The organism is Streptomyces sp. TLI_171 (assembly GCF_003610255.1).
In the GTDB taxonomy this organism is placed as follows: Bacteria; Actinomycetota; Actinomycetes; order Streptomycetales; family Streptomycetaceae; genus Kitasatospora.
The window spans coordinates 3,445,580-3,458,217 of sequence record NZ_RAPS01000001.1 but is presented as its reverse complement, the minus strand read 5'-3'; the positions used below and the strand labels follow the sequence as shown (position 1 = coordinate 3,458,217).

Here is a 12,638-nt window from a genome sequence, read left to right as displayed (position 1 = left end):
GCCCGTCACCGACCGGGCCGCGCCCCGGCGGTGGGCCGGGCCGCCCGGATGGCGCATCATGTGGCGGGTGCACAGTGCTGAACACCACGGGGCGGACGGCGGAGACCCACCCGGCCGTCCGAACGCGCCGGACCGCCCGCCCGGCCGGCGGCCCGACCTCGCCCTGGCCGTCCGGGCCGCGCAGGACGGCGACGAGGACGCCTTCCGGATCCTGTTCCGCGCCGTCCAGCCGGGGCTGCTGCGCTACTTGCGGCTGCTGGTCGGCGGCCGGGCCGAGGACGCCGAGGACATCGCCTCCGAGGCGTGGCTGCAGATCGCCCGTGACCTGCCGGGCTTCCGCGGCGACGCGGACGGCTTCCGCGGCTGGGCCGCGACCATCGCCCGCAACCGGGCGATGGACCACCTGCGCCGGGTGCGCCGCCGCCCGGTCGCCGACCTGCCGGTGGAGTACCTGACCGAACTCGCCGCCGCCGAGGACACCGCGGGCCAGGCGCTGGCCACCGTCGCCACCTCGGACGCGCTCGCGCTGATCGCCTCGCTGCCGCCCGACCAGGCCGAGGCGGTGCTGCTGCGGGTGGTGCTCGGACTCGACGCGGAGAGCGCCGCCAAGGTGCTCGGCAAGCGGGCCGGCAGCGTTCGGATGGCCGCCCACCGCGGGCTGCGACGGCTGGCCAAGGTGCTGGAGCAGACCGGGGGAGCGGCCGCCGGGGTGCCCCGTCGGGCGGCCGGGAAAAAAATTTCCGCGCAGGGTGTGACACCGGCGCAGGTGCCGACGCTGAAGGACATGAGATGAGCACCAACCGATCCCGCCGGATCGATCGCGCCACCGCCGAGCGACTGCTCGGCGGTGTCACGGTTGACCCGGAGGCCGGTCAGGACCCCTCCGCCGGGCAGTCGTCCACGCCAGGACAGCCGGAGCTCGCCGCCCTGCTCGCCGCCGCTGCGGCGACCGGGACGGCCGGCGACGGTCCGCTGCCCGGCGAAGAGGGGGCCGTGGCCGCGTTCCGGCAGGCTCGTCGCCAGCCGACCCCCAGGCAGCACCGGAGACGAAAGATGGCGGACACCGCGCTCGCGCGGGCCCTCAGCGCGAAGGCCCTGGCCGTCGCGCTGGGCGTGACCGCCGTCGGCTCCGTCGCCGTCGCGGCCGGCACCGGCCGCCTGCCGGAGGTGCTGGGCGGTCCCGCCCCGGCCCCCGCGTCCGCCGAGGCGTCGGCCGACCACTCGCCCGGCCCGTCCGCGGAGCCGTCCGCGAGCACCGGCGCCCGCACCGGCACGCCGTCCGGCGGGGCCACCCGCCCGGGCGAGAGCACCGGCCGACCCGGCGGGCAGGCGTCCGCCACGCCCGGACAGCTGCCCGACCTGGCCGGGCTGTGCCGCAGCTTCGCGGTACGGGTCGCGTCCGGGACCAAGCCCAGGGAGGCCGCCGCCGACCCGGCGCTGGCCGAACTGGCGAAGGAGGCCGGCGGGCCGGAGAAGGTCACCGGCTACTGCACGCTGCTCGCCGCCAAGGCGTTCGAACAGCAGAACGGCGGCGACCGCAACCGGCCGAGCCCGGTGCCGGGCCAGCCCACCTCGCCGTCGGCCTCGCCCTCGCCGAGCAAGTCGAGCGGGCGGGCCGACTCCCAGCAGTCCAGGACGGTCGGGGGGAGCGACCAGAACTGACACCGACTCCGGTCGGGCGGTGGACACACCCCCCGGGTCCACCGCCCGACCGGGCACCGCCTCCGGGCGGCCGGCGGGTCCCCCTGTGCCCGCCGGCCGACCCGGAACCGACTCCGGACGGACGGACGGGCTCCCCCGGGCCCCCGTCCGTCCGGGACAGCTCCGGTCGGCCGATGACTCCCCCGGGTCCGCGGCCGACCGGGGAACCGCTCCGGACGGACGGCTGAACTCCCCCGGGTCCACCGTCCGTCCGGGGCCCGAACCCCGGCGACTTCCCCGAAACCCCTGGAGCCACGGTGACCGACCGCACGCACCGCCAGGCGAGCCCGCGATGACCTTCCCCCGCACCTCGCCCTCCGCCGACCGCGCCGCCCGCCGCGCCCTGCACGGCTCGCCCCGCACCCCCCGGGCCCTCCTCGCCGCCCTCCTCGCCGCCCTGACCGCCGCCCTCCTCGTCCAACGCCCCTGACCCGCCGCCCCCACCCCGGGACCCCGCTGCCCCTGAACTCGGGTTCCCCGCGCCCCTGAACTCTTGTTCGCGGCGCCCGCTATGGTTCACGGGTGCCGGACCGACGTGAGGGGAGTATCCGATGATCGGACGCGCGCTGAACGGGCGCTACGAGCTCGGCGAGATCCTCGGCGTCGGCGGCATGGCCACCGTCTACCGCGGCCTGGACCACCAACTGGGCCGCCCGGTCGCCGTCAAGGTGCTGAACGGCGGCCTGGCCGACGACCCCCGGTTCGCCGAGCGCTTCGCCCGCGAGGCCCGGCTGGCCGCGCTGCTGGTGCACCCGCGGATCGTCACGGTCTTCGACTCCGGCCTCGACCAGGGCTCCCCGTACCTGGTGATGGAGCTGGTGCACGGCGCCACCCTGGGCCAGGTGATCGCCGAGCAGGGCCCGTTCCCGGTGGAGCGCGCCGTCGGCACCGCCGCCGCCGTCCTGGACGCGCTGGCCGCCGCGCACGCCCAGGGCCTGGTGCACCGGGACATCAAGCCGGGCAACGTGATGCTCACCCACGAAGGCGGGGTGAAGGTCGTCGACTTCGGCATCGCCCGGGCCGGCTCCTCCTCCGGCCAGCAGCTCACCCAGGCCGCCTCGGTGCTCGGCACCGCCGCCTACCTGTCGCCGGAGCAGGCCACCGCCGCCCCGGTCGACGCCCGCGCGGACCTGTACGCGGTCGGCTGCGTGCTGGTCGAGATGCTCACCGGCGCACCGCCGTTCGTCGCGGACACCCCCGTCGCGATCGCCTACAAGCACGTCACCGAGTACCCGGCGCCGGTGTCCACCTACCGCTCCGACGTGCCGCCCGCGCTGGACGTCGCGATCCTCCGGCTGCTCGCCAAGAACCCGGCCGAGCGGCCGGCCGACGCGCAGGCCGCGGCCGCCGAGCTGCTGGCCGCCGTCCCGTCCGGCGGTCCGGCGGACCGCACCGCCGAACTGCTCGGCGCCACCCAGGTGCTGCCGCCGGTCGCGGCGGCCTTCCCGACCGGGCCCCCGCCGTCGTTCCCGCAGCCCCCGCTCCGGCAGCCCTGGACGGAGCAGCACCACACCTCGGTGCTGCCGCCGGTCGAGCCGGACCGGCCGTCGCTGCTGCCGTCCGCCCGCTACGAGGACGAGGAGCCGGACGGGCCGAGACACGGCCGCAACCCGCTGATGTACGCGGGCATCGGCGCCGCCGTGTTCGTCTGCGTGGCGGGCATCGCCGCGTTCTCGCTCGGCGGCGGCGACTCCACCCCGCAGGCCAAGCACACCGCCACCGCGAGCCCGTCGGCCGGCACCGAGGCCCCGTCCCCGTCCGCCTCGCCCTCCGCCTCGCCGAAGCCCTCCGCCTCGCCCAAGCCGTCCGCCACGCCGAAGGGTCCGGTCGTGGCCCAGATCGCCCAGCTGCGCGCCGACGTCGCCCAGACCACCTTCAGCAAGGAACGCGACCGGCAGGACGACCTGACCAAGCTGCTCGACCGGGCCACCCAGGCGCTCAACGACAAGCAGCCCGCCGACGCCGAGGACGCCCTCAAGGACGCCCAGCGTCTGGTCCACGACCTCCAGCGCCGCAAGGCCACCGACGCCGCGACCATGGTCGGCTGGCAGACCCGCCTGACCGCCCTGGTCGCGGTCGTGCACGCGCAGGCCGCCGCCCAGAACGACTAGTCCTCGCGCCGGGCGCGCTTCACCGCCCGGGTCTTGACCTGGCGGGTCAGCGCCGTCACGCCGGTGGTCAGGAACACCACGGTGTACAGCAGTTGGACCATCACCACGACCCGGGCGACCTGCCCGGCCGGGTGGATGTCGCCGTAGCCGACGGTCGCCATGGTGATCACCGTGAAGTACAGCGCGTCGATCTTGGTGGTCAGCCCGTCCAGCTCGCCGGGGTCCTTGGACATGCCGAGGTACGCGGCGGAGAAGACCACCAGGGCGGAGCACAGCAGGAACAGGATGCGCGGCACGGGGCGCCGGGACCGGCCCAACATCTGCTCCCGCACCTCGCGCAGCACCCCGACGCCGAGCACCGTCAGCAGCCCCACGAAGGTCAGCCAGCTGACCAGCGCGTGGTGCGGGCCGAACCAGTCCAGCGGGACCACGAAGAAGGCCACCAGCACCAGGGGGCCGCTCGCCACGACCGTGTACGCGCGGACCCGCTCCTTCGCGGCCTCCTTCACGCCGCAGCAGCCTTCCCGTCGCCGCCCCCGCCGCCGGTCGACGGTCCGTCAGCGGGCGTGTCCAGGAACTCCAGCACCGCCAGGACGGCGAGCAGCACCACGGCCATCCAGAGCACCACCGGCGCGGTCGGGTAGCTCCAGGTCAGCAGGACGATCGCGGCGACCGCGACCGCGCCCCAGCCCAGCCACGCCTTCCAGCGGTGCACGAACGGGCCGACCGGTCCGAGCCGCATGCCGATCCCCCCGGCTGCCCGCCGCACCGCGCCGAGGCCCTCCTGCCACAGGTGGCGGACCCAGCCGGCCCGGCGGCCGGACCCGGTGAGCCAGGCGGCCAGCGCGATCACGATGCCCAGCGCCAGCACCATCCGGACGGCGGCCCGCAGGTAGCGCACCAGGGTGTCGTACACCGCCATCGCCGCGGCCTGGTCGACGTCGGCGGGCAGCTTGTCCAGGTAGACGGTCCGGAACACGGTCAGCCCGATGCCGAGGAGTCCGGCCCCGACGGCCATGCCGAGCGCCGCGCCGACGGCGGCCCGGCGGCGCCGGGTCGCGAGCAGGATGCCGCCGACCGCGCACAGCACGGCCAGCACCGGCACCCAGAACCCGGCCAGGTCGAGCAGCCGCAGGCCGGTCTGCGCCTTCTTCACCGCGTCCGACTTCACCAGCGTGTAGTCGGTGTGCACCTCGGGGATCTTCGAGGCCAGCCCGAGCCCGTTCGCCACCAGCCGGTCCCGGACCTGGGCGATCACCGGGGCCAGGTCCAGGCTGACGGTGTCGCCCTTGACCTGCACCGCGCCGCCGCCCTTGCCGGTCAGCACCTTGTCGAACGCGGCGTGCGCGTTGCGCAGCACGTTGGTCCAGACGCCGGCGAACGCGTCGGACTGCACGAACCGCAGCACCTGGTCGTGGACGAAGCCGGTCAGTCCGCTGGTCAGCGCCGGTCCGAGCTTGCCCAGCGCCGCGTCCACGACCGGCCGGTCGGCGGGGGCGATCTGGTTCAGCAGGTCGGTGATCGGCAACTGCTGCATCACCGTGTCGGTGACCCGGTTGGCGACCGCCCCCTGCACGGCGGGGTCGGACGCCAGCGGCGCCATCGTCGCCACGAACCGGTCGGTGTCGGTGACTTGCGACTTGCTCCACGCCGCGACCACGCCGAGCGGGGTGAGCACCGCGGCCAGCACGATCAGCAGGACCGCGAAGAAGGACCGCACCCGGTGCCTGCTCCGGGGCGGTCCCTGCTTCTCCAGGACGGCGATCCGCTTGCGCAGTTCCGCGAGTTCGGGCTCGCTCGACGGGTCTGTCGCCATCGGTGCCTCCTGGTGATCCGCCGTCAGGTGGATACCAGGAGATAACAGAACAAATCAGTCAGCCACTCGGGCGCGGCGACACGCCGGAGCCCCCGGCCCGTCGAGTGACGGACCGGGGGCTCCGGGAACGTGTGCGGGTCGGCCGGAGCCGACGGGCCGTCAGGCCGTGGTCGACTTCGTCGGCTCGGTGGCCTTGGTGACGTTGACCGGCTCGACGGCGGGACGCGGCTGCTCGGCCTGCGAGGCGGCGGTGCCGTTCTGGGCCTCCGCGGGGGCGTCGTCCTCGCGCAGGGCCTTGGTCTCGGCCTTCAGGATGCGCATCGACTTGCCGAGGCCGCGGGCCATCTCGGGCAGCTTCTTCGAGCCGAACAGCAGGACCAGCACCACCACCATGATGGCGATGTGCCAGGGCTCAAGACCGTTACGGAACATCCCTGACCACCGGTCCTTTCGTGGAGTTCTCGCTGTGACGTCGGGTCCGGCTGGATCGCCCGACCCGGCCAGTATGCCTGGCCTTTCCGGCGAACGTATACACCCACCGGCAAACAGCCGCCGAAAAACAGGTGATACGAGTCATGTGGTCTGTACCACTGGAACGCCCGGTTCCGCCGTCCGGACCGTTCAGTGCCGGGCGTTCACCAGCACCGACCACGCCGACCCGCCCGCCGCCACCACCACCGCGGCGGTCAGCCCCCGCACCCACCAGCGCCCCGCCGAAACGGCCGGACTCCGCTCCACCGCGCTGCGCCGCCGCACCCCGTGCACGTACAGCGCCACCGCCGCCCCCGCGAGCACCCCGCCCACCGCGACCAGCCCCGGCAGCCCCCGCACGTACCCCGCCCGCAGGATCAGCGCCGCGTCCGCCGCCAGCACCAGCGCGGTGCGGCTCCACGCCAGCAGGGTGCGCTCCGGCTGCAGTCCCGGATCGCGGGCGGTCACCGCGACCAGCCGATGATCAGCACCGAGAACACCGCCGCCGCCACCGCCACGCACACCGTCAGCACCAGCATGATCCGGGTCGCCGGCAGTGGACCCCCCGCCCGCATCGCCCGCTCCACCCGCACCCACCGCCGGTACGCGGCCACCCCCAGCCCCGCCCCGCCCGCCGCCAGCACCACGGCCAGCGCCACCCGCACCCCCACCGGCGCGAGCTCCGGCGTCAGCTGATCCAGCGCCACCGCCCCCGCGAGCAGCGCCAGCGCCGTCCTGATCCACGCCAGGAACGTCCGCTCGTTCGCCAACGTGAACCGGTAGTCCAGCTCCTCCGGCTCCTCGTCCTCCGCCATGTGCCGACCCTAAGCCGGGACCCGGCGCCCCGCACCGAAACCGGCGCGAACGGCCGGGCAACGCAGCAGGGTCGCGATCACCGGCAAGTCATTGCCCGGGTCGCGACCCTTGCTGTGCGGTGCCTCCGGCCGGGCTAGGCGGCGAGAGCCGGCTCCTCAGCCACCGCGTCCCGCTCGCCCGGCACCGGGAGGTGGCGCATCAGCAGGTGGGCGGCCAGCGCGGCGCCGAGCATCACGACCACCCCGACCACCGCCGCCACGTGCATCCCGTCCGAGAACGCGTCCCGCGCCGCGGTGAGGAGTTGGGCGCCGGCGTCGCCGGGCAGCTGGGCCGCCGTGGTGACCGCGCCGCCGAGGGTGTCGGGGGCGGCGGTGCCTTCCATCTGCGAGCGGTAGATCGCGGCGCCGGCGGCGCCGAGGATCGCGATGCCGAGCGAGCTGCCGAGTTCCTGGGCGGTCTCGGAGGTGGCGCCGGCCGCACCGGCCCGGTCGGCGGGGGCGGCGGAGAGGACCATCTCGCCGGTGATGCTGATGGTGCCGACCGAGCCGGCGGCGATCACACCGGCCGCGACCAGCGGCAGGGCGAGCGAGCTGCCGGGGTCGACGAAGGCCATCGCGACGAACCCCGCGGCGCTGGCGGCGAACCCGGCGACCAGCAGGACGGCGGGCCGGACCTTGCCGGCCAGGGCGCCGAACCCGCCGACGGCGGCGCCGACGCCGACGCTGGGGAGCAGTGCCCAGAGCGAGGCGGAGAGCGGGCTGTAGCCCTTGACCAGCTGCAGGTACTGCGAGGTGAAGAGGGTGAAGCCCATCATCGCGAACATCGCGATGGTGTTGACGGTGATGGCGCCGGTGTAGGTGCGGATCCGGAACAGGGTGACGTCGATCAGCGGGTTGGCGGCGGTCCGCAGCCGGACCACCAGGCCGAGGCCGATCAGCAGGCCGGCGGCGAGGACGAGGGCGGGGCGCAGGCTCCAGCCGTCCACCGCGAGGGTCTTGATGCCGTAGACGACGGGCAGCACGGTGGCCATCGAGAGGGCGGCGCCGAGCAGGTCGAAGCGGCCCTGCTGCGGGGCGCGGTACTCGGGGAGCAGGAACGGCGCGCCGGCCATCACGAGCAGCATGGCGGGGACGGCGATCAGGAAGGCGGAGCCCCACCAGAAGTGGTCGAGCAGGAAGCCGCCGGCCACCGGGCCGAGGGTCGCGCCGGCCATCATGACGCCGCTCCAGGCGCCGATCGCGGACTGCCGCTGCTTGGGGTCGTGGAACATGTTGCGGATCAGGGCCAGCGTGGACGGCCCGAAGACCGCGCCGGCGATGCCCAACAGGGCCCGGGCGGCGATGAGTTGGGCTGCTCCGTCGGCCCAGGCGGCGACCAGTGAGGCGGCCGCGAAGGCGGCGGTGCCGCCGATCAGCAGCTTGCGGCGGCCGATCCTGTCGCCGAGCGCGCCCATCGGGATGAGCAGGCCGGCCAGCAGGAACGAGTACATGTCCATGATCCACAGCTGCTGGGTGCCGCTGGGGTGCAGGTCGGTGGCGATGAACGGGACGGCGAAGAACAGCACGCCCATGTCCATGGCGAGGACGAGGGTCGGCAGCAGGAGGAGGGCGAGGCCCAGCCATTCGCGTCGGCCGGCGCGGCCGTGGTCGGTGGTCATGAGAAGGACTGTACGGATGTCTTGCACGACTGTCTAGTACAAGCGTCTAAATCGAATGTGCCAGACGTTTGAGCAAGACATCCGTACAGGACTGGCGTAGCATCGCCGTCATGGGAAATCGCGAGGACCTGCTGGTCAGCGCCAAGCGCTGCTTGTCGGAGAAGGGCTACGGGCGCACCACCGCCCGGGACATCGCCAGCGGAGCGGGCGTCAGCCTGGCGGCGATCGGCTACCACTACGGCTCGAAGGACGCGCTGCTGGTCCAGGCGCTGATCGAGGCGATGGGTGAGTGGGGCCGGTCGATCGGTGCGGCGCTGGCGGGGACGGCGGACGTCGCCGATCCGAAGGAGCGCTTCGTCCGCTGCTGGGACGCGGTGCGGGACTCCTTCGAGGCGCACCGCGGCCTGTGGACGGTGCAGTTCGAGATCGTCGGGCAGCTCAGCCACCTGCCGGAGCTGCGCGAGCAGCTGGCGGGGGCGCAGAAACTCGGCCGGCTCGGGCTGGCCGCGATGTTCCAGGGCAAGACCGAGCACGAGGACACCCCGGAGGAACTGGCCCGGGGCATCTTCTACCAGTCGCTGCTGCTCGGGCAGGCCGCGCACTGGCTGATCGACCCCGCCCAGGCGCCGGACGGCGCGGAGATCCTGCTCGGGCTCACCCTGGTCTCCGGCGCGATGCTGGACCGCGCGCAGGCCTGACCGGCCGGAGCGGTCCGGGTGCGAGTGGTCCGGGTGCGAGTGGTCCGGGCGCGAGCGGTTCCGATGTGAGCGGTCGTCAGGCGGTGACGGCGGTGAGCAGCACCACCGCGTCGGTGTGGGCGAGCAGCCCGTGCCGCTCCTGCGGGATCGAGTGCAGCTCGCCCGCCGTGGCCTCCTGCTTGCGGCCCGCCACGGTCAGCGAGACCCGGCCGCGCAGCACCTGGAGGCTGGCGGCGACCGGGGCGTTGTGCTCGTCCAGCGAGGCGCCGGCCCGCAGCGCGATCACGGTCTGCCGCAGCACGCCGTCGTGCAGCAGCAGGTGGGCGCTGCGGCCGTGCGGGCTGGCGGCGGCCTTGGCGGCGTGCTCCTCGGCCAGCGCGTTCAGGTCGATCCGGGCCGGCTGCTCGGTCATCGCGTTCTCCTCCGTCGGTCCCCGCCCCACCGGGCTCGCCGTCCGAGCCCCGCGGCCGACCCTAGGCGGCGGTCCGCGCGTGTCGCGCGCTGGATCACGCGCAGGGGTTAAGGAAGGGGCCGCTCGGCGTGCGGGCCCGCAGCAACGGCCCGATGGTGGCCATATGGCGACCAATCAGAAGTTCATCGGCGGTTTCCAGGTGAACCGCGGCATGCTCACCGCCGGCGCAGCCCTCACCGGGCTCGGCGCCGTCGTCGGACTGACCGGCACGGTCCTGGTCTGCGTCGCCCTGGCGAACGCGGGCCGGGGCTGGATCCAGCAGCTCGACACTCCGCCCAGTGCGCTGGCGCAGCGCACCCTCCACCAGGCCAGGGCCGCGTCGACGGCCGGAATGGAGGCCTGGCGCGCCAATGCCAACTGACGGAACGGCCGGCTGACGGAACGTCGGAACGCCGGAGAGGCGGGCACCCCCCGACCGGGTGCCCGCCTCCGCCGTGCCCGCTGCCGCCGGGCGGCTACAGGCCGAGCGACTTCGCGATGATCGTCCGCATGACCTCGCTGGTGCCGCCGTAGATCCGGAACACCCGGTTGTCGGTGTAGAGGCGGGCGATCGGGTACTCCAGGATGTAGCCGTAGCCGCCGTGCAGCTGCAGGCACTTGTCGATCACCTCGGAGGCCGACTCGGTGCAGAACAGCTTGGCCGCGGCGGCGTCCGCCACCGTCAGCTCGCCGGTCTGGTAGAGCTCCAGCGCCTGGTCGACCATCGCCTGCTGGGCGAGCACCTGCGCCTGGCAGTCGGCCAGCGAGAACTTGGTGTTCTGGAACTCGGCGACGGCCTTGCCGAAGACCTTGCGCTCCTTGACGTACTTCACCGCGAACTGCACCGCGGCGGCGGCCGAGGCGTACGCGCCGACCGCGATCGCCAGGCGCTCCTGCACCAGGTTGTGGGTCAGGTAGGAGAAGGCCTTGCCCTCGACGCCGAGCAGGTTCTCCACCGGGACCTCGACGTCGGTGAAGGACAGCTCGGCGGTGTCCGAGGTGCGCAGGCCGATCTTCTGCAGCTTGCGGCCGACCGAGTAGCCCTCGGACTTGGTGTCCACGCACAGGATGGACAGGCCCGCGCGGCGGTCCGCCGGGTCGTAGGCGGCGGTGCGGCAGACCACCAGCACCAGGTCGGCGAGGACGCCGCCGGTGATGAAGGTCTTCGCGCCGTTCAGCACGTAGTGGGTGCCGTCCGCGGAGAGCTTCGCGGTGGTGGCGATGCCGGCCAGGTCGGAGCCGGCGCCCGGCTCGGTCATCGCGATCGCGGTCATGATGTCGCCCGAGACGAAGCCCGGCAGCCAGCGCTGCTTCTGCTCCTCGGTGGCGTACTCCATCAGGTACGGCAGCACCAGGCCGGTGTGCACGCCCGAGGAGCCGAAGGTGACGCCCGCGCGGGCGGTCTCCTCGTAGATCACGGCCTGGTACTTGAAGCCGGTCTCGCCCGCGCCGCCGTACTCCTCCGGGACCTCGATGCCGTAGACGCCGAGCTCGCCCAGCTTGCGGTAGAAGTCCCGCGGCGGGTGGCCGGCCTCCTCCCAGCTCTCGTAGACCGGGACGACCTCGTTGGCGATGAAGTCCCGGATGGTCTCCCGGAACGCCTCGTGGTCCTCGTTGTACACGGTGCGGCGCACGGTGCGCTCCTTTCGGCGGCGGCTGATCGCACCGTTAAGTTAATCGCCAGTAGCTTCAGCTGTCCAGGGTTGCCGGCACCCTTGTGAAGCGGTGCCGGCCGCGGTTAAGTGATTGCTTGCTAGCCTGGCTGCGGGACGTACGGGGGAGAGGGTGGACGGTGGTGGAACAGCGCCCGGTGGTACGCCGCCCGCCCGGCCGGCGGGCCCGCATCCTCACCGTCGCGGCCGGACGCTTCCACCGCGACGGCTACCACCGGGTCTCGATGGCCGACCTCGCCGCCGAACTCGGCATCACCGCCCCCGCGCTCTACCGGCACTTCCGCGGCAAGCCCGAACTCCTGCGCTGCGCGGTCGAGTCCGGCCTGGACGCGGTCTGTGCGGCGCTCGCCGCCGATGGCCCCGCGCTGGCCGAAGTCGCCCTGGAGCGGCGCGAGTTCGGGACGCTCTGGCAGCGCGACGCGCGACTTCTGCCGCCCGCCGAACGGGCCGTGCTGCGCCGCCGGTTGCGTGCGGCGGTCCGCGAGGCCGGGGGCGGCGAAGCCGAGTCGGCCTGGTGGGCGGTGCTCTCCGGGTACGGCAGCCTGAGCCACCACACCATGGCGCTGCCCCGCCGCCGGTACCTGGAACTCCTCGACGGCATGCGGGAACGGCTCCTGGCGGTGCGGGAGTCCGGGCCGGTCGCGGCTGCCCCGGCGCTCCCGGCGCCGCCCGCCCGGCGGGACGCGCTGGTGGCGGCGGCGACCCGGCTGTTCCACCGGCGCGGCTACGACAACGTCTCGATGGAGCAGCTCGGCGCGGCGGTCGGGATCACCGGGCCCAGCGTCTACAAGCACTTCGGGACCAAGGCCGCCGTCCTCGCCGAGGTCCTGCTGCGCGGCCGGGAGCGGCTGCGGGCCGAGGTGGTGACCGTCCTCGACGGGCGGGCGGACCTCGCGACGGCGGTCGCCGTGTTCGCCGACTTCGCCTGGCGGGAGCGCGACTACCTGGGCGCGATGCTCAGCGAGACCGAACGCCTGGCCCCCGCCGACCGCCGTGCGGCGCTCGACTTCCGCCGCGAGTTCCTCCGCGCCTGGGTCCGGCTCGCCCGCACCGAGGGCGAGTCCGAGGCCGAGACCCGGGTCCGCGTGCACGCGATGATCGCCGTCGCGATCGACACCGCCCGCAGCGGAGCCCGCGGCCCCGCCGCGGTGGCGGCCTTCGCCCGGGCCGCCCTCGGCGCCTGACGCCGGGTGGGGCAGGGGGCCACCGGTTCGGGTGGGCACTCGCTGCCGTGGCCGTCCGCC

General features: G+C 74.2%; 15 protein-coding genes. 7 read left to right on the top strand and 8 right to left on the bottom strand.

Annotated features, from left to right (window positions below; translation table 11 throughout):
• Positions 1-58: 58 nt before the first annotated feature.
• The 4 genes from BX266_RS15775 (at position 59) to BX266_RS15765 (ending at position 3,812) form a co-directional block, all read left to right on the top strand.
• Positions 59-793, top strand: coding sequence for an RNA polymerase sigma factor (locus tag BX266_RS15775; RefSeq protein WP_099900394.1), 735 nt, complete (start codon positions 59-61; stop codon positions 791-793).
• Positions 790-1,662: a hypothetical protein gene (locus BX266_RS15770; RefSeq protein ID WP_099900392.1), complete on the top strand. Its 873-nt coding sequence runs from the start codon at positions 790-792 to the stop codon at positions 1,660-1,662. The genes BX266_RS15775 and BX266_RS15770 overlap by 4 nt, the downstream gene beginning before the upstream one ends.
• Before the next feature lie 331 nt (positions 1,663-1,993).
• Positions 1,994-2,131: a hypothetical protein gene (locus BX266_RS38625; protein WP_180290501.1), complete on the top strand. Its 138-nt coding sequence runs from the start codon at positions 1,994-1,996 to the stop codon at positions 2,129-2,131.
• 121 nt (positions 2,132-2,252) lie between these two features.
• Positions 2,253-3,812: a protein kinase domain-containing protein gene (locus BX266_RS15765; RefSeq protein WP_099900390.1), complete on the top strand. Its 1,560-nt coding sequence runs from the start codon at positions 2,253-2,255 to the stop codon at positions 3,810-3,812.
• Here BX266_RS15765 and BX266_RS15760 read toward each other — a convergent pair.
• From BX266_RS15760 to BX266_RS15735, 6 genes are all read right to left on the bottom strand, one after another.
• Positions 3,809-4,321: a potassium channel family protein gene (locus tag BX266_RS15760; protein ID WP_259464714.1), complete on the bottom strand. Its 513-nt coding sequence runs from the start codon at positions 4,319-4,321 to the stop codon at positions 3,809-3,811. The genes BX266_RS15765 and BX266_RS15760 overlap by 4 nt on opposite strands.
• Positions 4,318-5,628: a hypothetical protein gene (locus BX266_RS15755; RefSeq protein WP_099900388.1), complete on the bottom strand. Its 1,311-nt coding sequence runs from the start codon at positions 5,626-5,628 to the stop codon at positions 4,318-4,320. The genes BX266_RS15760 and BX266_RS15755 overlap by 4 nt, the downstream gene beginning before the upstream one ends.
• A 159-nt stretch (positions 5,629-5,787) precedes the next feature.
• Positions 5,788-6,060 carry a Sec-independent protein translocase subunit TatA gene (gene tatA / locus BX266_RS15750; protein WP_099900386.1) on the bottom strand — a complete coding sequence of 91 codons (273 nt, stop codon included), beginning with the start codon at positions 6,058-6,060 and terminating at the stop codon, positions 5,788-5,790.
• 189 nt (positions 6,061-6,249) lie between these two features.
• Positions 6,250-6,567, bottom strand: a complete 318-nt coding sequence (locus BX266_RS15745; RefSeq protein ID WP_180290500.1) for a DUF202 domain-containing protein — start codon at positions 6,565-6,567, stop codon at positions 6,250-6,252.
• Positions 6,564-6,914: a YidH family protein gene (locus BX266_RS15740; RefSeq protein ID WP_099900382.1), complete on the bottom strand. Its 351-nt coding sequence runs from the start codon at positions 6,912-6,914 to the stop codon at positions 6,564-6,566. The genes BX266_RS15745 and BX266_RS15740 overlap by 4 nt, the downstream gene beginning before the upstream one ends.
• A 134-nt stretch (positions 6,915-7,048) precedes the next feature.
• On the bottom strand, positions 7,049-8,572 hold the full coding sequence (locus BX266_RS15735) for an MFS transporter (protein ID WP_099900380.1): 1,524 nt from the start codon (positions 8,570-8,572) through the stop codon (positions 7,049-7,051).
• A gap of 110 nt (positions 8,573-8,682) precedes the next feature.
• Here BX266_RS15735 and BX266_RS15730 point away from each other — a divergent pair, with 110 nt between their 5' ends.
• Positions 8,683-9,270 (top strand): TetR/AcrR family transcriptional regulator, encoded by a 588-nt coding sequence (locus BX266_RS15730; RefSeq protein WP_099900379.1) that lies wholly within the window; start codon positions 8,683-8,685, stop codon positions 9,268-9,270.
• A gap of 76 nt (positions 9,271-9,346) precedes the next feature.
• Here the strand turns inward: BX266_RS15730 and BX266_RS15725 are convergent, their stop codons facing one another.
• Positions 9,347-9,682 (bottom strand): cupin, encoded by a 336-nt coding sequence (locus tag BX266_RS15725; protein WP_099900377.1) that lies wholly within the window; start codon positions 9,680-9,682, stop codon positions 9,347-9,349.
• Positions 9,683-9,845: 163 nt separating this feature from the next.
• Between BX266_RS15725 and BX266_RS15720 the strand changes: the two genes are divergently transcribed.
• Positions 9,846-10,103 (top strand): hypothetical protein, encoded by a 258-nt coding sequence (locus BX266_RS15720; protein ID WP_099900375.1) that lies wholly within the window; start codon positions 9,846-9,848, stop codon positions 10,101-10,103.
• 94 nt (positions 10,104-10,197) lie between these two features.
• On the opposite strand, the gene BX266_RS15715 is transcribed toward BX266_RS15720, so the two are convergent.
• A complete protein-coding gene (locus tag BX266_RS15715) occupies positions 10,198-11,355 on the bottom strand; it encodes an acyl-CoA dehydrogenase family protein (protein ID WP_099900373.1) in 1,158 nt (385 codons plus the stop codon).
• Positions 11,356-11,516: 161 nt separating this feature from the next.
• On the opposite strand from BX266_RS15715, the gene BX266_RS15710 reads away from it, so the two are divergent.
• On the top strand, positions 11,517-12,578 hold the full coding sequence (locus BX266_RS15710) for a TetR/AcrR family transcriptional regulator (protein ID WP_143686940.1): 1,062 nt from the start codon (positions 11,517-11,519) through the stop codon (positions 12,576-12,578).
• The last annotated feature ends 60 nt before the right edge of the window (positions 12,579-12,638 follow it).

Bases quoted from the DNA above. Each gene is read 5' to 3' on its own strand.
- tatA (WP_099900386.1), bottom strand. From the start codon at position 6,060: ATGTTCCGTAACGGTCTTGAGCCCTGGCACATCGCCATCATGGTGGTG.
- BX266_RS15765 (WP_099900390.1), top strand. From the start codon at position 2,253: ATGATCGGACGCGCGCTGAACGGGCGCTACGAGCTCGGCGAGATCCTC.
- BX266_RS15725 (WP_099900377.1), bottom strand. From the start codon at position 9,682: ATGACCGAGCAGCCGGCCCGGATCGACCTGAACGCGCTGGCCGAGGAG.
- BX266_RS15740 (WP_099900382.1), bottom strand. From the start codon at position 6,914: ATGGCGGAGGACGAGGAGCCGGAGGAGCTGGACTACCGGTTCACGTTG.
- BX266_RS15720 (WP_099900375.1), top strand. From the start codon at position 9,846: ATGGCGACCAATCAGAAGTTCATCGGCGGTTTCCAGGTGAACCGCGGC.
- BX266_RS15735 (WP_099900380.1), bottom strand. From the start codon at position 8,572: ATGACCACCGACCACGGCCGCGCCGGCCGACGCGAATGGCTGGGCCTC.
- BX266_RS15770 (WP_099900392.1), top strand. From the start codon at position 790: ATGAGCACCAACCGATCCCGCCGGATCGATCGCGCCACCGCCGAGCGA.
- BX266_RS15775 (WP_099900394.1), top strand. From the start codon at position 59: ATGTGGCGGGTGCACAGTGCTGAACACCACGGGGCGGACGGCGGAGAC.
- BX266_RS15730 (WP_099900379.1), top strand. From the start codon at position 8,683: ATGGGAAATCGCGAGGACCTGCTGGTCAGCGCCAAGCGCTGCTTGTCG.
- BX266_RS38625 (WP_180290501.1), top strand. From the start codon at position 1,994: ATGACCTTCCCCCGCACCTCGCCCTCCGCCGACCGCGCCGCCCGCCGC.
- BX266_RS15755 (WP_099900388.1), bottom strand. From the start codon at position 5,628: ATGGCGACAGACCCGTCGAGCGAGCCCGAACTCGCGGAACTGCGCAAG.